19 protein-coding genes are annotated in these 19,946 nt (G+C 75.1%); 6 read left to right on the top strand and 13 right to left on the bottom strand.

What is annotated here, in order from left to right; all coding sequences use genetic code 11:
• Positions 1 to 74: 74 nt before the first annotated feature.
• Together HOY81_RS09710 and HOY81_RS09705 are read right to left on the bottom strand one after the other, a co-directional pair.
• Complete coding sequence (locus tag HOY81_RS09710; RefSeq protein ID WP_237319910.1) at positions 75 to 1,337, bottom strand: TerD family protein; 1,263 nt, start codon at positions 1,335 to 1,337, stop codon at positions 75 to 77.
• Entirely contained in the window at positions 1,261 to 2,307 is a 1,047-nt protein-coding gene (locus tag HOY81_RS09705; protein WP_237319855.1) for a DMT family transporter, read from the bottom strand. The genes HOY81_RS09710 and HOY81_RS09705 overlap by 77 nt, the downstream gene beginning before the upstream one ends.
• A 156-nt stretch (positions 2,308 to 2,463) precedes the next feature.
• Here HOY81_RS09705 and HOY81_RS09700 point away from each other — a divergent pair, with 156 nt between their 5' ends.
• Positions 2,464 to 3,096, top strand: a complete 633-nt coding sequence (locus tag HOY81_RS09700) for a TetR/AcrR family transcriptional regulator (protein ID WP_237319854.1) — start codon at positions 2,464 to 2,466, stop codon at positions 3,094 to 3,096.
• Positions 3,093 to 3,572, top strand: coding sequence for a pyridoxamine 5'-phosphate oxidase family protein (locus tag HOY81_RS09695; RefSeq protein ID WP_237319853.1), 480 nt, complete (start codon positions 3,093 to 3,095; stop codon positions 3,570 to 3,572). The genes HOY81_RS09700 and HOY81_RS09695 overlap by 4 nt, the downstream gene beginning before the upstream one ends.
• A gap of 81 nt (positions 3,573 to 3,653) precedes the next feature.
• Here the strand turns inward: HOY81_RS09695 and HOY81_RS09690 are convergent, their stop codons facing one another.
• Together HOY81_RS09690 and HOY81_RS09685 are read right to left on the bottom strand one after the other, a co-directional pair.
• Positions 3,654 to 3,932: a GlsB/YeaQ/YmgE family stress response membrane protein gene (locus HOY81_RS09690; protein WP_237319909.1), complete on the bottom strand. Its 279-nt coding sequence runs from the start codon at positions 3,930 to 3,932 to the stop codon at positions 3,654 to 3,656.
• Positions 3,933 to 4,140: 208 nt separating this feature from the next.
• Complete coding sequence (locus HOY81_RS09685; protein WP_237319852.1) at positions 4,141 to 4,962, bottom strand: NAD(P)-dependent oxidoreductase; 822 nt, start codon at positions 4,960 to 4,962, stop codon at positions 4,141 to 4,143.
• 158 nt (positions 4,963 to 5,120) lie between these two features.
• Between HOY81_RS09685 and HOY81_RS09680 the strand changes: the two genes are divergently transcribed.
• Positions 5,121 to 5,681: a carboxymuconolactone decarboxylase family protein gene (locus HOY81_RS09680; protein WP_237319851.1), complete on the top strand. Its 561-nt coding sequence runs from the start codon at positions 5,121 to 5,123 to the stop codon at positions 5,679 to 5,681.
• Between the two features lie 214 nt (positions 5,682 to 5,895).
• Entirely contained in the window at positions 5,896 to 7,044 is a 1,149-nt protein-coding gene (locus HOY81_RS09675) for an aminotransferase class V-fold PLP-dependent enzyme (RefSeq protein WP_237319850.1), read from the top strand.
• A 132-nt stretch (positions 7,045 to 7,176) separates the two neighbouring features.
• Here the strand turns inward: HOY81_RS09675 and thpD are convergent, their stop codons facing one another.
• The 4 genes from thpD to ectA form a co-directional block, all read right to left on the bottom strand.
• Positions 7,177 to 8,076: an ectoine hydroxylase gene (thpD, locus tag HOY81_RS09670; protein WP_237319849.1), complete on the bottom strand. Its 900-nt coding sequence runs from the start codon at positions 8,074 to 8,076 to the stop codon at positions 7,177 to 7,179.
• Between the two features lie 93 nt (positions 8,077 to 8,169).
• A complete protein-coding gene (locus HOY81_RS09665) occupies positions 8,170 to 8,574 on the bottom strand; it encodes an ectoine synthase (protein WP_237319848.1) in 405 nt (134 codons plus the stop codon).
• Between the two features lie 87 nt (positions 8,575 to 8,661).
• Positions 8,662 to 9,930, bottom strand: a complete 1,269-nt coding sequence (gene ectB / locus HOY81_RS09660) for a diaminobutyrate--2-oxoglutarate transaminase (RefSeq protein ID WP_237319847.1) — start codon at positions 9,928 to 9,930, stop codon at positions 8,662 to 8,664.
• 112 nt (positions 9,931 to 10,042) lie between these two features.
• The gene (gene ectA / locus HOY81_RS09655; protein WP_237319846.1) at positions 10,043 to 10,570 is read right to left on the bottom strand and encodes a diaminobutyrate acetyltransferase; all 528 of its coding nucleotides are present in this window, start codon (positions 10,568 to 10,570) and stop codon (positions 10,043 to 10,045) included.
• A gap of 517 nt (positions 10,571 to 11,087) precedes the next feature.
• On the opposite strand from ectA, the gene HOY81_RS09650 reads away from it, so the two are divergent.
• Positions 11,088 to 12,188: an amidohydrolase family protein gene (locus HOY81_RS09650; RefSeq protein ID WP_237319845.1), complete on the top strand. Its 1,101-nt coding sequence runs from the start codon at positions 11,088 to 11,090 to the stop codon at positions 12,186 to 12,188.
• Between the two features lie 286 nt (positions 12,189 to 12,474).
• Complete coding sequence (locus tag HOY81_RS09645; protein ID WP_237319916.1) at positions 12,475 to 13,446, top strand: SCO1860 family LAETG-anchored protein; 972 nt, start codon at positions 12,475 to 12,477, stop codon at positions 13,444 to 13,446.
• A gap of 508 nt (positions 13,447 to 13,954) precedes the next feature.
• Here HOY81_RS09645 and cobC read toward each other — a convergent pair.
• The 5 genes from cobC to cbiE form a co-directional block, all read right to left on the bottom strand.
• On the bottom strand, positions 13,955 to 15,034 hold the full coding sequence (gene cobC, locus HOY81_RS09640; RefSeq protein WP_237319844.1) for an Rv2231c family pyridoxal phosphate-dependent protein CobC: 1,080 nt from the start codon (positions 15,032 to 15,034) through the stop codon (positions 13,955 to 13,957).
• Positions 14,991 to 15,941, bottom strand: coding sequence for a sirohydrochlorin chelatase (locus HOY81_RS09635; RefSeq protein ID WP_237319843.1), 951 nt, complete (start codon positions 15,939 to 15,941; stop codon positions 14,991 to 14,993). Before HOY81_RS09635 ends, cobC begins: the two co-directional genes overlap by 44 nt.
• Positions 15,938 to 16,600 (bottom strand): precorrin-8X methylmutase, encoded by a 663-nt coding sequence (locus tag HOY81_RS09630; protein ID WP_237319842.1) that lies wholly within the window; start codon positions 16,598 to 16,600, stop codon positions 15,938 to 15,940. Before HOY81_RS09630 ends, HOY81_RS09635 begins: the two co-directional genes overlap by 4 nt.
• 175 nt (positions 16,601 to 16,775) lie before the next feature.
• On the bottom strand, positions 16,776 to 18,500 hold the full coding sequence (gene cobJ, locus HOY81_RS09625; protein ID WP_237319841.1) for a precorrin-3B C(17)-methyltransferase: 1,725 nt from the start codon (positions 18,498 to 18,500) through the stop codon (positions 16,776 to 16,778).
• Positions 18,497 to 19,867, bottom strand: coding sequence for a precorrin-6y C5,15-methyltransferase (decarboxylating) subunit CbiE (gene cbiE, locus HOY81_RS09620; RefSeq protein WP_237319908.1), 1,371 nt, complete (start codon positions 19,865 to 19,867; stop codon positions 18,497 to 18,499). Before cbiE ends, cobJ begins: the two co-directional genes overlap by 4 nt.
• Positions 19,868 to 19,946: the final 79 nt, after the last annotated feature.

The raw sequence follows: 19,946 nt of genomic DNA, 5'->3' as shown, positions 1-19,946 counted from the left end.
CGCCGCGTCCGGTACGGTCCCGGGGCCGGGCGGGCCGGGGAGCAGCGGCAACGCTTCCCGCCCCGCCCGGCCGGTCAGAGCGCGGCGCCGGCCGGCTTGACCATGCCGCGGACGGTGCGCGAATCGACGTACTCGCCCAGGGCGGTCATCTCCCACTCGCCGGAGTACTGCCGGATCAGCTTGGCCATCATCACGCCGGTGCGCGGCTCGGCGCCGGTGAGGTCGAAGCGGACCAGCTCCTCGCCGGTGGTGGCGTCGAGCAGCCGGCAGTACGCCTTGGCGACGTCGGAGAACTTCTGCCCGGAGAAGGAGTTCACCGTGAAGACCAGCCCGGTGACCTCGGGCGGCAGGCCGCCCAGATGCACCGTGATGGCCTCGTCGTCGCCCGCGCCCTCGCCGGTGAGGTTGTCCCCGGAGTGCTGGATGACGCCGTTCAGAATGGTCAGCTTGCCGAAGTAGCAGGCGTCGATCTTCTTGCGCCGGGCGTCGTAGGCGATGACCGAGGCGTCGAGGTCGATGTCCTTGCCGCGGAAGGCGGGCTCCCAGCCCAGCCCCATCCGGACCGAGGTGAGCACCGGGCGGCCGCCCTTGACCAGCGAGACTGTCTGGTTCTTCTGAAGGCTGACCCGGCCCTTGTCCAGGTTGATCTTGCCGCCGGTGGAGCCCGGGGCCGGCGCGGCGGGCGCCTGCGGCGCCGACGGAGCCTGCGGGGCCGGGGGTACCGGCGGACCGGGCATCGAGGGGGCCTGCGGGGCCGGAGGCGGCTGCGGGGCGGACGGTGCCTGCGGGGCCGGGGGCGCCTCGGGCGCGGACGGTGCCTGCGGGGCGGACGGCGTCGGCGGCGCGGGTGGGGGAGCCGGTGCCTGCGGGGTGGGGGGCGACTGCTGCTGCGGGCCCGGGTCGTCGATCGACACGCCGAAGTCCGTGGCGATGCCGGCCAGCCCGTCGGCGTACCCCTGGCCGACCGCGCGCACCTTCCACGCGCCGTTCCGCCGGTACACCTCGGCGACGATCAGCGCGGTCTCCGGACCGAGCTGCGACGGGGTGAAGGTGGCGATGACCTCCTGGGACTCCGCGTCGCGGACGGTGGCCGTCGGCTCGGTGCCCGCGAAGGTGGCGCCCGGGTCGTCCAGGCTGGCGGTCACCACGACCTTCTCGACGTCCGCGGGGACGGCCGCGGTGTCCACGGTGATGGCGTCCGCCGCGCCGCCGCTGTGCGTCACGCCCGGTGCGCCGGGCTGGTTGTAGAAGACGAAGTCCTCATCGGAGCGGACCTTGCCGTCGGCGGCGATCAGGAGGCCCGACACGTCCAGCCGCACCGGCGCGGTGACCTCCACCGCAACCCGTGCCGCGGTCAGCGGGAGATTCGAGCCAGGGGTCATTGCAGTCATGCCCCGGGTAACGAACGGCTCCGGTGTGCGGTTCCGCCGTCTGCGTCCGTACGGCGGCACCCGTGCCGGGGCGCTGCCGGGCCGCCACGACGACCCCGGCCACGCTCACCGCCATGCCGGCCAGGGCGACGGGCCCGGGGGCCTCGCCGAAGAGGGCGTACGCCCAGACGACCGTGGTCGGCGGCGTGAGATACATCAGGGCACTGGTGCGGGTGACCCCGGACCGGCGCAGGCTGAGCCAGTAGAAGCCGTAACCGCCGGCCGTGGAGAGTACCACCACCCAGGCGACGGCGAGCCAGAAGCCGGTGGTCACCGGGGGCGCCGCGCGGCCGCCCGTGGCGGCGACGGCGGTGAACGCGACGGCGCTGACCAGGCAGTGCACCGGCAGGGCCGCGGTGAGACCCGGCCGGTGCCGGGCCCGGCGCTCGACGAAGCTGGCGGCCAGCAGCCCCGCCATGCCCGTGAAGGGGAGGACGTACGCCCAGGCAGGTGCCCCCGCGGAGGAAGCCAGGTCGCCGTGGACCACCAGGGCGACGCCGGCCAGTCCGGTCGCGAGCCCGGCCCACTGCCGGCGGCCCACGGGTTCGCCCAGCAGCCGGCCGGCGAGCGCCCCCGCCGCCAGCGGTTGCAGCGCCGCGATCAGTGCCGCGGTGCCGGCGGGGACCCCGGCACCGACCGCCCAGACGATCGAGCCGAGGTAGACGCCCTGGGAGAGCAGCCCGATCACGGCCTGTTCGGCGAGGGCCCGCGGCGGCAGCCGCCGCCCCCGGCGCAGCAGCAGCCGGAGGCCGCCGAAGAGCGCCACGGCGGCGAGGAAGCGCCACATCAGCAGCGTGTCCGGCGCGGCCTCGCGGGTGCCGAGTTCGGCGCCGACGAAGCCGGAGCTCCACATCACCACCAGCCCGGTCGAGGTCACGACGGCAGGAACCCCCGGGGGAGCGGCGGGAAGGGCGGTTACGGCGCGCGGGGCGGACATGGGGACTCCTACGGAGGTAAACCGGTCTGTTTACTTCTACCTGCCGTACAGTGAACTAGACAGATCGGTTTACTGCAAGCGGAAGGCGGCCGCGCGATGGCGGAGGAACCCACCCCGCAGACGCTCACCCCCGGGGCGCGCAAGATCCTGGAAGCGGCCTCACGGCTGTTCTACGAGCGCGGCATCACCGCGGTCGGCGTGGACCTGGTGGCCCGGGAGGCGGGCGTCACCAAGAAGACCCTGTACGACCGCTTCGGTTCCAAGGAGGCGCTGGTCACCGCGTACTTGCGGGAACGGGACGCGCGCTGGCGCCGCTGGTTCACGGCCACGGTGGAGGAGGGCGCGGCGGAGCCGGCCGAGCGCCTTGCGGGAACCTTCGACGCCCTGGGCGCGTGGATGCGGCGGGAGAACCCGCGGGGCTGCGGCTTCGTCAACGCCGCCGCCGAACTGCCCGACCCGGGCCACCCGGCCCGTGCCGTCATCGAGGACCAGAAGCGCTGGCTGCGCGGGTATCTGCGGGAGCTGTCCGCCGCGGCCGGGGCGGACGCCCCGGACCGGCTGGCCGACGAACTGCTGCTGCTGCACGAGGGCGCGACCGTGCTCGGCGGCCTGCACCTCACCGGCGACCCCGCGGCCACCGCACGGTCGCTCGCCCTCCGGGCCCTGGAGCACGCGGGCTGCGCCCCGGCGGAACAGAACGGCCCCCGCCGGAGGTTGGGGCGGGCATGACGAAGAACGACGAGGAAGGGCCGCCGCGCCCCGGCCCGCGCACGCTGTCCGAGCAGGAACTGTCCGGCCTGCTCGGCGGGAGCGGCTTCGGGGTGCTGGCGACCAACAAGCGCAGCGGGCACCCGCATCTGACGACCATGCTCTATCACTGGGACCCGCAGGCCCGGCTGCTCCGCTTCGCCACCACGGCGGACCGGGTGAAGGTGCGGCACCTCCGGCGCGACCCCAGGGCGGCCCTCCATGTGGCGACACCCGATCACATGGCGTTCGTGGTCGCGGAGGGCCGGGCCGAGCTGACCGCGGTGACCGGCACGCCGGGTGACGACATCGGACGTGAGCTGCTCTCGCTGCTGCCCGCCCCGCCCCCGCCCGGGGAGGAGCAGTCCGTCCTCGCCGGACTGGTGGACGAGCGGCGGCTGGTCGTCCGGCTCCTGGTGGACCGGCTCTACGGCACCGCGCTGGACGGCGCCGGCTGACCCGCGGGGAGGCCCGCTGCCCCGGCTCCCCGACCGGCTGACCGGCGCGGAGCCGGGGCGGTGCGGCGGGCCGGGTGCCGGTCAGCGGCGTTCGCGGGAGTGGCCGAAGAAGATGCGGTAGGCGACCAGCAGCACCAGGGAACCGGCCACGGCAGCCACCCACAGCGCCGGGTCGACGACGTTGTCGCTCACCGGCCGGTCCAGGAAGGTCGCCGAGAGCCAGCCGCCCAGGAAGGCGCCCGCCACGCCGATCAGGGCGGTGCCGAGGATGCCGCCCGGGTCGCGCCCCGGCAGCAGCACCTTGGCGACCGTACCCGCGATCAGCCCGAGTATCAGCCAGCTCACCACTCCCGAGTTCAGCAGCTCGGAGAGCGTGAGGGTGTCGTCCTCCGCCGCCAGGTCCGCCGCAAGGTGCGCCGGAAGATCCCCCGGGGGGTAGGACCCCGGGCTCCCCGCGAGGTCCTCCGCCGGCCGCAGCCCGCCGTCGATGCCGTCCGTGCGCCCCATGGTGGGCCCCTCCCCGTCGCCTGAGCAGTTGCGGGCCCATCATGCCCGGTCCGGGCGGGCTTCAGTGCGGGCGGCCCAGCGGGACGGCGCAGAACGTGCCGCCGATCCGGTTGTGTCCGGGTCCGGCCGGCCCCGCTTCGCCCTGTTCCGCGAGGAGCCCGGCGGCGTACTCCTCCGAGTCGTCGCGCGGCACGTACCCCAGCGCACGGGCGCCGGAGAGGTCCCACAGCGCACGGGTGTTGGCGGAGGAGCCGTAGACGACGGTGTGCCCCACGTCGTCCGCGGTGAGCGCCGCGTCGACCAGCCGGGCCGCATCCGTCGGGCTCAGCCAGACCGGCAGCATCCGCACGGAGGACGGCTTGCGGAAGCAGGAGCCGATCCGCAGGGAGACGGTCTCGATGCCGTACCGGTCCCAGTAGAGCTGTGCCAGGTCCTCGCCGAAGCACTTGGAGAGCCCGTAGAAGGTGTCCGGGCGGTGCGGGGCGTCCGCGCGGACCAGGGGCTCGCCGGGCCCGGGCCGCGGCGTGAAGCCGATCGCGTGGTTCGAGGAGGCGAAGACGACCCGGCGCACGCCCTCCTCCAGGGCCGCCTCGTAGAGGTGGTACGTGCCGCGGAGGTTCGCCTCCAGGATGTCCTCGAACGTGGCCTCCCGGGAGATCCCGGCGAGGTGCACGATCGCGTCCACACCGCGCACGGCGGTGCGGAGCCTCTCCCGGTCCCCGAGCTCCGCGGTCACCGCCCCGGTCTCCGCCTCCCCCTCCTCCTTGACCGGGGCGGCGTCCAGCAGACGCAGTTCGTAGCCGAAGGCGGGGAGGAGCTCGCGCATCATCGTGCCCACTCCGCCGGCGGCTCCGGTGAGCAGAAGAGTGCGGGGCGCGCTCATGACCAGTCTCCCTCCGTGTGCGGGGCGCCCGGGTGCCCGCCCCGTCCCCGGATATACCCCCACGGTCCGGGTGGCCGGACTCCGCGCGGATGTCACATCCGCGGGCCCGCGATCCGTCGCAGCGGTGACACGATCCCCGAGACGGAGAAGAGGCCACCGTGGCACGCATTTCCCTCGACCCGCCCCGCTCGCTGCTCACCCGGTTCGTCGCCTGGTACTCGCGGCGCCGTTACGGAGCGGTCCTGGAACCGCTGGCCGCCATGGGCCACAACCCGCGGGTGCTCTTCGCCGGCGGCCGCTACGAGCAGCGCATCGCCCGGTGGAACGCCGTGGACCCGGCGCTGAAGCAGCTTGCCGTGATGGTCTCGGCGGCGCGCATCGGCTGCTCGTGGTGCATGGACTTCGGGCACTGGGAGGCGGAGAAGCTGGGCCTGCCGATGGAGAAGGTCCGGCACGTCCCCGCGTGGCGCGACCACCGCGAGCTCTTCGGCGCGCTGGAGCTGCTGGTGATGGAGTTCGCCGAGGTGATGACCGAGACACCGCCGGAGGTGACCGACGAGCTGGTCGCGGAGCTGGTCGACCGGCTGGGGGAGCGCGCGTTCGTCGAGCTGATGGCCATGGTGGCGGTGGAGAACCACCGGTCGCGGATCAACGCCGCTCTGGGCCTCACCGGCCAGGGCTTCTCCGACCGGTGCTCCGTGCCGCTGCCCGGGGCCTGAGCCGCCGTGGCCGGTCACCCCGGGGCGGACGGGGGTCGTCCCGGGGTGACCGGACCGCTCGGAGCCTGCTCCGATCCCGCGCGGCCCGCACGGGCCGGGGCCCTCGGGCGGCCGGGTCCCACCGGCACGCCCGCGGGACCCGGCCGCACCCGCCACGGGCGCCCCGCGGCGGAATGCCGTGGACGGCGGGCGGCCCCGGGGCGACAGTGGGCCTATGACGACACACGGTGAGACCCCCGCGCCGCCCCCGTCCGCACCGCTCGCGGAGGGCCGGTTCGCGCCCCTGGCCACGACGTACCTCAACACCGCGTCCACCGGCGTGCTGCCGCTCGCCGCGGCGGAGGCCCTCGCGGAGACCGCCCGGGACGCCGCCCGTGGGCGCGCCGCGCCCGAGCACGGCCTCGCCGCCGTCGCCGAGGTCCGTGAGGCCTTCGCCCGCCTGGTGGGCGTCCCGGCGGAGCGGGTGGCGGTGGGGAACGGCGTGGCGGTGTACGCGGGGCTGCTCGCGGGCTCCCTGCCGGACGGCGCCGAGGTGCTGGTCGCCGAGGGCGACTTCAGTGCGCTGATCACCCCGTTCGCGGTGCGCCCCGGGCTGAAGCTGCGCAGCGCGCCGCTGGAGCGGCTGGCCGGGCAGGTGGGGCCGCAGACGGCGGTGGTCGCGGTCAGCGCGGCCCAGTCCGCCGACGGGCGGGTCGCCGATCTCGCGGCCCTGCGCGCCGCCGTCGACGCCCAGGCGGAGGGGGGCCGGCGTCCGGCCCGCATCGTGGTGGACGGCACCCAGGCGCTGGGCTGGCTGACCGTCGACCCGGCGCACTACGACTTCCTGCTGTGCAGCGCCTACAAGTGGCTGCTCTGCCCGCACGGGGTGTCGCTGATGGTGGTCTCCGGGGACGCCGGAAGCGGGGTGGTGCCGCGGAACGCGAGCTGGGTGGCGGGCGAGGAGCCCTGGAACAGCACCTACGGGCCGGTGGAGCAGTTCGCGCGGTCGGCCCGCCGGTTCGACGAGCGGCCGGCGTTCCTGGCGCACCTGGCGGCGCGGCACTCGCTGGCGCTGCTGGAGGAGATCGGCACGGAACGCGTCGCGGCGCACGATCTCGCGCTGGCCGCCGCCTTCCGTCGGGGGGCCGAGGAGCTGGGACTGCGCCCGGTGCCGGCGCGTGCGCCGATCGTGTCGGTGCCCGGTCTGGCCGAGGCCGCGGACGCGCTGCGCGAGGCCGGGATCGACGCGGCCGTACGGGCGGGAAGTCTCCGTGCCTCGTTCCACCTCTACAACACCGCCGCCGACGTCGACCGGGTGCTGGAGGTGCTCGCGGAGCTGACGGCGCGGGGCGGGGGCCGCCCGCTGACGGATCCGGCGGGGTGAACGGGTCCCGGGGCCGCGCGCCGGCGCCGCCCCGCGGGACGCCAGGCCCCCTGAGGGGTGGGACAGCCCCCGCGGCCCCACCCCTCAGGGGTTCACTGCGCGGTCAGCGTGCCGGCGTTGCGGCGACGCCCGTCACTTCACCGGGGTGAAGTCCCGGGCCCCGAGGAAACCGGGGCGCCGGACCGGTGCGGCGAAGGGCTCCACCGCCGGGTTCTCCACGCTGTTGAAGACGATGAAGACATTGCTCCGCGGGTACGGAGTGATGTTGTCACCGCTTCCGTGCATGCAGTTGCAGTCGAACCAGGTCGCCGAGCCCGGCTTGCCGGTGAAGAGCTTGATGCCGTGCTCGTCGGCGAACTTGGCCAGGGCCTCGTCCGAAGGCGTGCCCGCGTCCTGCATCTGCAGCGACTTCTTGTAGTTGTCCTTCGGCGTCTCACCCGCGCAGCCGAGGAAGGTCCTGTGCGACCCCGGCATGATCATCAGGCCGCCGTTGGTGGTGTAGTTCTCGGTCAGGGCGATGGAGACCGAGACGGTCCGCATCTTGGGCAGGCCGTCCTCGGCGTGCCAGGTCTCGAAGTCCGAGTGCCAGTAGAAACCGGTAGCCCCGAACCCCGGCTTGACGTTGATCCGGGACTGGTGGACGTAGACGTCCGAGCCCAGGATCTGCCGTGCACGGCCCACCACACGCGGGTCCCGCACCAGGTTGGCGAAGACCTCGCTGATCTTGTGCACCTCGAACACGGTCCGGATCTCCTGCGACTTCGGCTCGACGATCGAGCGCTCGTCGGCCCGCATCACCGGATCGGAGGTGAGCCGTTCCAGTTCCCGGTTGTAGAGGGCCACCTCATCGTCCGTGATGAGCTGGTCCATCGCCAGGAACCCGTCCCGCTCGTACGCCGCCAGGTCCGTGGCCTCGATCGGCCCCGGCGTACCCGGCTGGGACCACACGACGGGGTCCATCCGCGGGGTCGCCACCTCGGTGGCCCCCCGGGTCGGGTACAGGTCGGCGGTGCGCTCGGGTGCGGTGGTCATGGTGTTGCCTTCCTCTCCTCTCGTACGGCCCTGTACTGCGGGCGATCGGCCGGAGCGGCGGCGGACGGGGGATGCGGCCACCGCCGCGGGAGCTCAGCCTTCGTCGGGCTCGGTGAGAAGCGGGTAGACACCGTTCTCGTCGTGGTCCTCCCGGCCCGTGACCGGCGGGTTGAAGACGCACACGACGCGGAAGTCCGTCTTGGCCCGCACCGTGTGCTTCTCGTGCCCGTCGAGCAGGTACATGGTTCCGGGAGAGATCCAGTGCTTCTCACCGGTCTCGTCGTTGGTGAGTTCGGCCTCGCCCTCCACGCAGAGCACGGCTTCGATGTGGTTGGCGTACCACATCGAGGTCTCCGTCCCCGCGTAGAGCGTGGTCTCGTGCAGCGAGAAGCCGACGCGCTCCTTCGCCAGCACGATGCGCTTGCTGCGCCAGGTCCCCGAGGCGGACCTGACGTCACGATCAGTGCCCTCGATTTCCTGCAACGAACGTACGATCACGGATGTGGAGCCTCTCTGTCGCTCTGGGTTGTCTCTCAAGGGGGCGGCCCGCCCCGTACGGACGGGGCGGGCCGTACGAGGGGACGCCTAGGCAGTCTCGCGCACCGCGCGGGCGAGGATGCGCAGCCCCTCGTCGAGTTCCTCCGCCGTGATGGTCAGGGAGGGCAGCAGCTTGACGACCTCGCTCTCGGGACCGGAGGTCTCGATGAGGAGGCCCAGCTCGAACGCGCGCTTGGCGACAGCCCCTGCGCGGTCCTTGTCCTGGAACTCCATGCCCCACACCAGGCCGCGGCCGCGCACGTCGGCCACCTCGTCCCGGTGCTCCTCGGCGATGGCACGGAGTGCCAGCTCGACCTGCTCGCCGCGGTCGAGAGTCTGCTTCTCCATCTGGGCGTCGTTCCAGTACGTCTCCAGCGCGGCCGTCGCCGTGACGAAGGCCGGGTTGTTGCCGCGGAACGTGCCGTTGTGCTCGCCCGGCTCCCAGACGTCCAGCTCCGGCTTGAACAGGGTGAGCGCGAGCGGCAGCCCGTAGCCGCCGATGGACTTCGACAGCGTGATGATGTCGGGCTTGATGCCGGCCTCCTCGAAGGAGAAGAAGCCGCCGGTCCGGCCGCAGCCCATCTGGATGTCGTCGACGATCAGCAGCATGTCGTGCCGCTCGCAGAGCTCGGAGAGCGCGCGCAGCCACTCGGCCGTGGCCACGTTGATGCCGCCCTCGCCCTGGACCGTCTCCACGATCACCGCGGCGGGCTTGTTGAGACCGGAGCCGGAGTCCTCCAGCAGCCGCTCGAACCAGATGAAGTCGGGGACCGCGCCGTCCAGGTAGGAGTCGAACGGCATCGGCGTGCCGTGCACCAGCGGGATGCCGGCGCCGGCCCGCTTGAAGGCGTTGCCGGTGACGGCCAGCGAGCCGAGCGACATGCCGTGGAAGGCGTTGGTGAAGGAGACGATCGCCTCCCGGCCCTTGACCTTGCGGGCCAGCTTCAGCGCGGCCTCGACGGCGTTGGTGCCGGTCGGGCCCGGGAACATGACCTTGTGGTTCATGCCGCGCGGCTTGAGGATCGTCTCCTGGAAGGTCTCCAGGAAGGCACGCTTCGCGGTCGTCGACATGTCGAGACCGTGCGTGACGCCGTCCCGCTCGATGTAGTCGATCAGGGCGCGTTTGAGCACCGGGTTGTTGTGCCCGTAGTTGAGCGTGCCCGCACCGGCGAAGAAGTCGAGGTAGGTGTGGCCGTCCTCGTCGTACATGTGCGAGCCCTGCGCACGGTCGAAGATGGTGGGCCAGCCACGGCAGTAGCTGCGCACCTCCGACTCGACTGTCTCGAAGACGCTCAGGTCGGGCTGGGTGATGGTCACAGCATGCTCCTGGGAGTGAGTCACGTGGGGGAGAAGTCCGTATGGGTTTGTGCAGGCCGGTTCCGGCCCGCGGCGGGTGGCACGCGGCGGCGGTGCCGGGCCCGCGGAAGTTTCAGGGGCGGTTCGCGGCGCGCCGCTCCGTCAGGGCGGCCACCGGGCCTATCCGGTAGAGCACCTCCGGCTCGTGGCCCTCCTCCGGGAAGACCCCGGCGTCGAAGAGCACCTCGCGCTCCAGTGCGGCGCCGTGCCGTTCGGCGTAGGAGGTGAAGAGCCGGTTCGAGGGGGTGTTGTCCGGCGTGATCGTGGTCTCGATCCCGTCGATCCCCAGGTCCTCGGCGACACGGAGTGTCAGGCCGTCGAGCATCGCCGCGGCGAGCCCCCGGCCGCGCTGGGCCTCGTCGACGGCCACCTGCCAGACGACGAGGGTGAGCGGGCTCTGCGGGCGCAGGTAGCCGGTGACGAAGCCGACCGGCTCGCCGGCCGCGTCGCGGGCCACCACCGAGGTGTCGGCGAAGTCGCGGCACCACAGCAGGTAGCTGTAGGAGGAGTTGAGATCGAGCGTCTTCGAGTCGCGGGCGATGCGCCAGATCGCGGCTCCGTCCTCCAGTCGAGGAGCGTCGAGCTTCAGTCCCTCCGGCATTTCCAAGAAATCGCTAGGGGCACGTGCATGGTCTGCTTGTGCGGCGGTCATGAGGACTAAATTTACCCAGGAGAAACGGAAATCGCATCGTCGGAAGGGGTTACGAAACCGCGCGATGTATGTTATCGCGCGCAGGCGCGCAGGAAGCTCCGAGGGGCTGGGTTTTCCGAGGTCATGTCCCGATTTTCCGGGGCAGAACCGGCGGGCTGTGGAGTCTGTCACAGTGCCGTAACGACTGCCGGGGCCGCCCGGAAATAGGGTCACGGTCTTAGCGGAATCTTAGTGTTTGAGCTGCGGAAAAGCGGGAAGAAGAATACGGGTGGCTACGCTCGATAACGATAGCGGGAATGTGGCCGCAGGTGAATATCGTGCCTCATGCCGATGGCTGAGGCGGGTAATACCGAGGAAGACGGGTGACACCGGTGGGACCGGCGGGACCGCGGGTGACGCACGGGCCCGTGAGCGCGGGACCGGCGGCGGTTGCCGGAGCCTACCAGGCGGCTCGTACAGTGCGGCCATGACTGACAGCGGAGTGCTCCACATCAAGGGCCGGGTGCTGACCGGGCCCGAGGACGTACGGGACGAGCTGTGGGCGGTGGACGGCCGCCTCACCTACTCCCGCCCGCCCGCCGCCACCCTGCGCCGGGGCACCACGGAGCTGACCGGCTGGGTGCTCCCCGGCCTCGTCGACGCGCACTGCCATGTGGGGCTCGACGCGCACGGCCCGGTGGACGACTCCACCTCCGAGAAGCAGGCGCTCACCGACCGCGACGCCGGGGCGCTGCTGCTCCGGGACGCCGGCTCGCCCTCGGACACCCGCTGGATCGACGAGCGCGAGGACCTGCCGAAGATCGTCCGGGCCGGCCGGCACCTCGCCCGCACCCGGCGGTACATCCGCAACTACGCGCACGAGATCGAGCCCGGCGATCTCGCCGCCTACGTGCGGCGGGAGGCCCGGCGCGGCGACGGCTGGGTCAAGATCGTCGGGGACTGGATCGACCGCGAGGAGGGCGACCTGTCCGCCTGCTGGCCGCGCTGGGCGCTGGAGGAGGCCATCACCGCCGCCCATGAGGAGGGCGCCCGGATGACCGCCCACTGCTTCGCCGAGGACTCCCTCCGGGATCTCGTCGAGGCGGGCATCGACTGCATCGAGCACGCCACCGGGCTGACCGAGGAGACCATCCCGCTTTTCGCCGAACGCGGGGTCGCCATCGTGCCCACCCTGGTCAACATCGCCACCTTCCCCGCGCTCGCCGACGGTGGGGAGCGGAAGTACCCCCGCTGGGCAGGCCACATGCGCCGCCTCCACGAACGCCGCTACGAGACCGTGCGCGCGGCCCGGGACGCCGGCATCCCGGTCTACGTCGGCACCGACGCCGGCGGCTCCCTCGCGCACGGCCTGGTCGGGCAGGAGGTCGCCGAGCTGGTACGGGCGGGACTGCCGCCCCTGGAAGCGCTCTCCGCCACCACCTGGGGAGCCCGTCGCTGGCTGGGCCGGCCGGGGCTGGAGGAGGGCGCCCCGGCGGACCTGGTCGTCTACGAGGCCGACCCGCGCACGGACGTACGGGTGCTGTCCGCCCCGAGCCGGGTGGTGCTGCGCGGGCGCGTGCAGGCGTAGCTGCCCGCTGCCTGCCGTCTGCTGCCGCCGGGTGGCAGGTCGTCCGGTTGCCCGGCTGCCCGGGCCCGGGGCCCGGTCCTGGCGGCCCGGGGATGTGACGCGGGGGGACCAGGGGGTGGGTGAATCGTTCACCCGTGCGGTGACTCCCCGTAAGGGTGAAGGTGCCCCGCGTGCCTGACAGTGTTCCCGGGGTGGGTCAACGATGGCGTGGTTCCTGTCACCGGCGCGAGCGATGTCCCCCATGGCCGCGTCGTTGACGCCATGACCTGTGTGGGGGTTTCTCACTGTGAACAAGTCCGTATGCAGCATGCTCGCCGCCGCCGCGCTGGTGGGGGCCGCCGCCGCACCCGCGCACGCCGACGGGCACGGCGACAAGGGCGAGGCGAGCGCCGCCGTCCTCCGGACACAGCTCGACGTCGGCTTGCTGCACAAGACCGTCGACGTGCCGCTGAGCGCCACCCTGAACACGGTGCGCGCCGAGGACGCGGGCGACACCGCGGACCGGGCCGCGCTCACCGCCCGGCTCGACGGCGTCGAGAACGGCGACCCGGTGCAGGTGCTGCGCGCCGACGTGGCGCGCGCACGTGCCGGGAAGGAGAAGGGGAAGTCCTGGGCCCGGGTGGAGCTGGTCCGGGCGAAGGTGCACGTGCCCGGCCTGCCGCTGCTCTCCGTCATCGAGGCCGGGAAGGTGACCGCACGCGCCGAGTGCGCCGCCGGGGAGCGTCCGGTGGCCGAGGCGAAGGTCCCCGGCACGGTGCGGGTGCTGGGGAAGAAGGTCACGCTCACCGCGGGCGGGCCCACGGTGGTGCGGGTGCCCGGGGCCGGCGAGGTCCGCCTGGAGCTCTCCGCGACGGACACCACCTCGGACACGGCCGCCGCCACCGCGCTGCGGCTCGACGTCGCGGTCGACCCGCTGGACCTCGGCGTCGCCGAGGTGGCCGGCACCGTCACCCTCGCCGAGGCGCGTTGCCGTACGCCTCGCGGGGAGACCGGCACCCAGACCGTGCCCGGGGAGAAGGAGCAGGTGGCGGTGGACGGGGGCCCCGGGGAGGCCGACGACGGAGCCGGCGGCGACGCGGCGGACACGGGATCCGCGGAGGCCGGGGCCGCGGAGGCCGGCCTCGCCGCGACCGGCGGAAGCTCCGCCACGCCGTACCTCGCCGGAGGTGCGGCCGTGCTGCTGGCCGCCGGCGGGCTGCTGGTGGCGCTCCGCCGCCGTGGCCGGGACGGCGGCGCGGGCAGCCCCGACGAAGGGTGAGCCGGGCCGGGCGGGCCTGCTCCGCGGCGCGCCCCTGGTGGAGGCCCGCCCGGCACCCGGCCGCGCGTGGCGGGGCCGGGTGCCGGCTCCGGGGCGCGCCCTGACCGGCCCGCAGCCGGCACTCCGCGCGTTCGAGCCGGCGCCGGCTCAGGGTTTCCAGAACGGGTCACGGCCGGCCAGGGTCCCGCACGGTCCCGGTGGCCCCGGCGGCGGACCGGATGCCGGGAGTGCGTCCCGCGGGGGCCGGCCGCGTCCCGGCGCTGCTGCACCTCCCGCGCCCGGCAGCGGCAGGCCCGCTTCCCGGGCCGGGGGCGGGCGGTCGGGCCGGCTGAGCCGCCGGCCACGCGTCGCGCGGAGCGTTCCCCCGGTGCCGGGGAGGGACCGGCGGGGTCGGCTCTGCGGCCCGGGAACCGTGCGGCACGGCCGCCCCGGGCACGCCGGGGCCGCCGCCTCAGGGGCCGTGGCCCCGGGCCGGTTGCGGCCGGCCGCCGGGCGGGCCGCCCGGGGATCAGGCTCCGGCGGTGGTGAGGGCCGCCAGGAAACGGTCCGTCGTCGCGCGGTCGCGCACGGCCACCCGTAGCCACTCCGGACCCAGCCCGGGAAAGGTGTCGCCGCGCCGCACGGCGAACCCCAGCTCGCGCAGCCGCGCGCGGAGCGCGGTCGCGCGCGGGTGGCGGACCAGGACGAACGGTGCCTCCGCGGGTTCCGCCACCCGCACCCCGGGACACTCCGCGAGCCGCTTCACCAGGTACGCCCGGTCCTCGCCGGCCTCCCGTGCGGCCCGTTCCCCCTCGGCGAGCGCCGCCGGTGTGCAGCAGGCCTCCGCCGCGGCCAGGGCCGGACTGGACACCGGCCACAGCGGCTGCTCCCGGGCGAGCGCGGCGACGGTCTCCGGGTCGGAGAGCACGTAGCCGATCCGGAGGCCTGCCAGCCCCCAGGTCTTGGTGAGGCTGCGCAGCACCAGCACCCGCCCCGGGAGGCCGGTGACCCGTGGTGCCAGCGACTCCCGTTCCCCGGGGACCGCGTCGATGAACGCTTCGTCCACCACGAGTGCCCGGCCCGGCCGCGCCAGCGCCGTGAGGTCGCGGGCCGGGTGGAGCACGGAGGTCGGGTTGGTCGGGTTGCCCACCACCACCAGGTCGGCGTCGTCCGGCACCCGCGCGGCCCCGAGGCGGAAGCCGTCCGCGGCGTCCAGCAGCACCCGGTGCACCTGGTGCCCGGCGTCCCGGAGGGCCGCCTCCGGCTCGGTGAACTGGGGATGCACCACGGCCGGGCGCCCGGCGGCCACCGCCCGGGCCAGCAGGACGTACGCCTCCGCCGCGCCGGCGGTCAGCAGCACGCACTCCGGTGGCAGCCCGTGCCGTGCCGCCACCGCCCGCCGGGCGGCGCGCCCGTCCGGGTAGGCGGCGAGCCCGTCCAGGGAAGCGGCGATCCGGTCCCGCAGCCAGCGGGGCGGCGTGCCGGCGCGGACGTTGACCGCGAGGTCGGTGAGCCCCGCGCCGTCGTCGCGCAGCTCGGCGTCCCCGTGGTGCCGCAGGTCCGGCTCAGTGCGCGGGCGCATGACCGCCGTGCGGATGCCCGTGCGCATGGCCCTCGTGGTGACCGTGCCCGTGCCCGTGGTGCCCGTCGTCGTCCGGGTGGTAGTGCGGCTGCTGGGGAAGCCCGACCTTGTCCTCGAACCCCGGCAGGGCGACACGGTAGGCGCAGGAGTCGCAGTTCATCCGGATGTCGCCCGCCAGCGCCTCCCGGTAGCGCTCCTGCACCAGCCCGGCGAGCGCGTCGGTGGGCCCGAGCACGCCGGCCGCCAGCACCTCCACGTCCGGGTGGGCCGCGGCCCACCCCTCGGACTGCATCCGCACCCGCTCCGGCAGCACACCGGTGAAGAGGAAGTAGGGCAGCACCACGATGCGGCGGGCCCCCAGCTTCCGGCAACGGTCCAGCCCGGAGGCCACGTCGGGGGCGGCGAGCGAGACGAAGGCGGTCTCCACGCCGGCGTAGCCGCGGCCCTCCCAGAGCAGCCGCGCGGCCTTGTGCACCTCGGAGTTGGCGTCCGGGTCGGTGGAACCGCGGCCCACCAGCAGCACGGTGGTGTCCGCGCGGTCCGCGGGGGAGCGCCCCGCGCCGCCCAGCGCCTCGTCCAGCCGGCGCTCCAGCACCTCCAGCAGCGAGGGGTGCGGGCCCAGCGGGCGCCCGTAGGTGTACGAGATGCCCGGGTGCCGCTCCTTCTCCCGGGCCAGTGCGGCCGGGATGTCCCCCTTGGAGTGGCCGGCCGAGACCAGCATCAGCGGCACCGCGGCGAACCGGGTGGCACCGGCGTCCACCAGTTCCGCCACGGCGTCCGCGAGCGGCGGCGGGGACAGTTCGATGAACCCTCCCGCAACGGGGATGTCCGGGTTCCGTTTGCCCAGTTCGGCGACGAAGGAGCGGAAGGCCTCGGCTCCGTCGTCGTCTCGCGTGCCGTGGCCGACGAGAAGCAGCGCGGGCGGGGTAGTCACGAGTTCTCCTTGGTGGTGCGAGGGGCCGGGCCCGGGAGGGGACCGGCGTTCTCCGGATGGGCGGTGCCCGGGGCGGGGGCACCCGTCTCGTAGAGCAGCGCGTTGAGCGCCGCTGCGGCGACGGCCGAGCCGCCCTTCTCCGAGACGTTGCTGACGGCGGGCAGACCGCTGTCCCGCAGGGCCGCCTTGCTCTCGGCCGCGCCCACGAACCCGACGGGCAGACCGACGACCAGGGTGGGCGACACGCCGAGCTCGATCACCTCGAACAGCGCCGTCGGCGCGCAGCCGATCACCCACACCGCACCGGGACCCACCTCCTCGTGGGCGAGCCGGACGGCGTGCGCGCTACGGGTCAGACCGGGCCCGGCCACCGCGTCCGCCAGCCGGCACACGGTGCGGCGCCGGGTGATGCCCGCGGCGACCATCGCCACGTCCGTCACCACCGGTGCCCCCCGGTGCAGCGCCGTGTGTGCGGCGCGGAGCGACGCCTCGTCCGTCACCAGGTCCGCGGCGTACTCCAGATCGGCGCTGGCGTGCACGACGCGCTCCACCACCGCCCGGGTGAGCGGTGGCAGGCCCGAGGTGTCCAGGCGGGACCGCAGGATGCGGTACGACTCCTGCTCGATGGGGTGGACGGTGCGGGCGGGCGTGCGGGTCACCGGTCTCCTCCGTACGGGATGCAGGGCAGCGGGCCGGCCGTCCCGGCGGCGCCGGCCGGGCGGACCGCGGCGCACCCGCCGCAGCCGGTGCGGGGCGAGGTGACACGTACCGGAGCGTCCACCGGTCCGTCAACCGTCGCGCCGGGCCCGCCCGTGGGACCGCGGTGCCGGGGCGTCACGCCTGCCACCGGTAGCCGCGCGGGGTCACCATGCGCCCGGCGACCGTGCGGGTCGCCGAGTTGCCGACGGTGACCACCGTCATCATGTCGACCGTCGCGGGGTCGAGTCCGGCCAGGGTGCCCAGCGCGACCTGCTCGCCCGGCCGGCTGGCGTTGCGCACCACGCCCACCGGGGTGTCCGGCGCGCGGTGCTCGCCGAGGAGGCCGAGCGCCCGGGGAAGCTGCCAGTCGCGGCCGCGGGAACGGGGGTTGTAGAACGTCACCACCAGGTCCGACTCGGCCGCCGCCCGCACCCTGCGCTCGATGACCTCCCAGGGCGTGTGCAGGTCGGAGAGGCTGAGGGAGACGTGGTCGTGCCCCAGGGGCGCACCGAGCAGCGCGGCCGCCGCCAGCGCCGCCGTCACCCCCGGCACTCCCACGATGTCGATCTCCGGGCCCGCCTCGGCGAGCGCCGGCGAGGCCATCGCGTAGACGCCCGCGTCGCCGCTGCCGATGAGCGCGACGGCGTGCCCCGCCCGGGCCTCCGCCACGGCCGTGCGGGCCCGCTCCTCCTCGGCGCCCAGCCCGGACTCCAGCACGCGGGTGCCGGGACGCAGCAGGTCGCGGATCTGCTCCACGTACTGGTCCAGGCCCACCAGCACCGCCGCCCGGCGCAGCTCCGCACGGGCCCGCGGGGTGAGCAGGTCGCGGGCGCCCGGACCCAGCCCCACGACGGCCAGCCGTCCCCGCGGCCGGCGGCGCGCCACTGCCGCCGTCGCCATGGCCGGGCGGCCCTCCGGCGCCGACTTCTGCTTGGGGACGACGAGTTCGGCGCCCTCGCCCGCGGAGCGCAACGCCGCGGCCTCGGCCACCGAGGGCGTGCCGACGGCGTCCCGCGGCGCGTCCGACGGGTTCGGCACGGCCACCTCCGCCAGCTCCCCGGCGGGGTGGGTGCGCAGCGGCAGCCCGAGTTCCTCCGCGGCGGCCAGCAGACCCGGCTCGCCCGCCTTGGCGTCCACGGTCGCCAGCTCCGTCACCGACCGGAGGGAGAGACCGGCCCCGGCCAGCGTACGGGTCAGCAGCTCCCGCACCTCCGCGGCGGGAACGTCCCGGCTGGCGCCCACCCCGACCGTCAGGGACGGCGGCCGCAGCACCGCCTCCTCCGGACCCGGCGGCACCACCCGGTCGGTGATCCGCAGCACCGGGCCGCCGGCACCGGCCGCGCCGTCCTCCGGCGGGGCGGTCACGTTCGGCGGCAGCGCGGGCAACGGCCACCGTGCGTCCGCGTGCAGGGTCACCGGGCTGCCGTCGAGCAGGGCCCGGGACACGGCCGCGACGGCGCCCTCCACGGGCAGCCCGAGGGTGTCCAGGCCGGGCAGCCCGGCGGCGTCGGTCGCCGTGGTGACGACCGGGGCGCAGCCCGGCAGGACGTCCGCGACGGCCTGCGCCAGCGCGTTGGCGCCGCCCGCGTGCCCGCCGAGCAGCGCCACCGCGTGCTGCCGCCCCTCGTCGACGCAGACCACCCCCGGGTCGGTGTCCTTGCCCGCCAGCAGCGGCGCCAGCAGCCGCACGGTGGCCCCGGTGGCGAGGAAGCAGACGAGCTGCTCGCACTCCCGGAAGGCGGCGGTGACGGCGTCCCGCACACTCGGGCCGTCGTACACCCGGGTCTCGTCCGGCCAGGCCGCGGCGAGGCGGTCGCGGGCGGTGGCGCCCGCGGCGGTGGCGGAGATGAGGCCGATCACGGGAGAGGCTCCTTCGGGCTAGTCGGTACGGGATCGGGGCCGGACGGCGCCGGGACGGGGCCCGGCGGGACGCCCGGGGACCCGCGGGCGTCCTCCCCGGGGCCGGGGCCGGGCGGGGGCGAGGGGCGGGTGCCCCAGAGCACGAAGACCGGGTTGGTCGCGGCCAGCCGCACCACGTCCCCCGGCAGCGGGGCCAGCCGGGAGGACTGCAGCAGCACGCCGTCCGTCGCGAAGCCCTCGGCGGCCAGCGCCGCCCGCACGTCCGGCACCCGGTCCAGAGCGGCCAGCGTCACCACCACGGCGCGCCGTGCCCGGCGGGCGCAGGCGGCCACCACGGCGGGCAGCGACCGGCCGCCGCCGCCCACGAAGACCGCGTCGGGCTCCGGCAGCCCCTCCAGGGCGGCGGGCGCGGTGCCGTGCTCCACCTGCACGTCCGTCCCGTGCGCGGCGGCGTTGGCACGGATGCGGGCCACCGCGTCCGCGGCCTGCTCCACCGCGACCGCCGCCGCGCCCAGCCGCGCGCACTCCACGGCGACCGAGCCGCAACCGGAGCCCACGTCCCAGACCAGGTCTCCCAGGCCGGGCCCCAGCCGGGCCAGTGCCAGCGCCCGCACCTCCGCCTTCGTGATCATCGAGTCGCGGTGGCCGAACTCCTCCTCCGGCAGCGCCCAGCCCCCGGCCGGCCGCGCCGGACCGGCGATCGCGCGGCGCCCGGCGGCCAGCGCCCGCGCCTCGTCCAGGCAGAGCACCACGCTCACCGGCTCCGGCCAGTCGCGTTGCGCCGCCTGAGCGGGCGTCAGCCGCTCCAGCCGCTCCGCCGGGGTGCCCAGCGCGGCGGCCACCACCAGCGTGCGGGCCGTCCCCGCCCGGACCAGGTCGGCGCCCAGCTCGGCGGGCCCGGCGCCCGGCCCGGTCAGCACCGCGGTCTTCGGGTGCGCCCGGCACACGTTGACCGCCGTCCGCCGGTCCCGGCCGTGCGCGCTCACCACCGCGGCGTCGTCCCACGGCAGTCCCGCCCGGGAGAAGGCCACCGCCACGGACGGCGCCGACGGCGCCACGGTCAGCGCCTCCGGTCCGAACCGGTCCGCGAGCGCCCGTACGATCCCGAAGAACCCGGGATCGCCGGAGGCCAGCACCACCACCCGCCGGGCGGCGTGCGGCGCGGCCCCGGCCTCCGCCAGATGCGCCGCGATGGTCTCCAGGGCGGGGGAGAGCGGGCCCAGTTCCAGCCGTACGGCACCGGCCGGCACCCGGCCGGCGGCGGCGTCGAGGTGCCGCCGTGCCCCGGCCACCAGGGTCGCCGTGGCCAGCGCCTCCGCGGCGGGCGGCGCCGTGTCGCCGGTCCCCGTGCCGAGGACGGTGAGCACCGTGCCCGCGGCCCGTCCCACGGAGTCCCCGTCCGGCCGGGAGCCGGGCGGCCCGGCCGCGCCGGACGCCCCGGAGGCG

Origin of the sequence: Streptomyces sp. JJ36, from assembly GCF_021696945.1 — a bacterium.
In the GTDB taxonomy this organism is placed as follows: Bacteria; Actinomycetota; Actinomycetes; order Streptomycetales; family Streptomycetaceae; genus Streptomyces.
The sequence above is the reverse complement of the archived record's forward strand: the minus strand, read 5'-3'. Positions and strand labels throughout refer to the sequence as shown.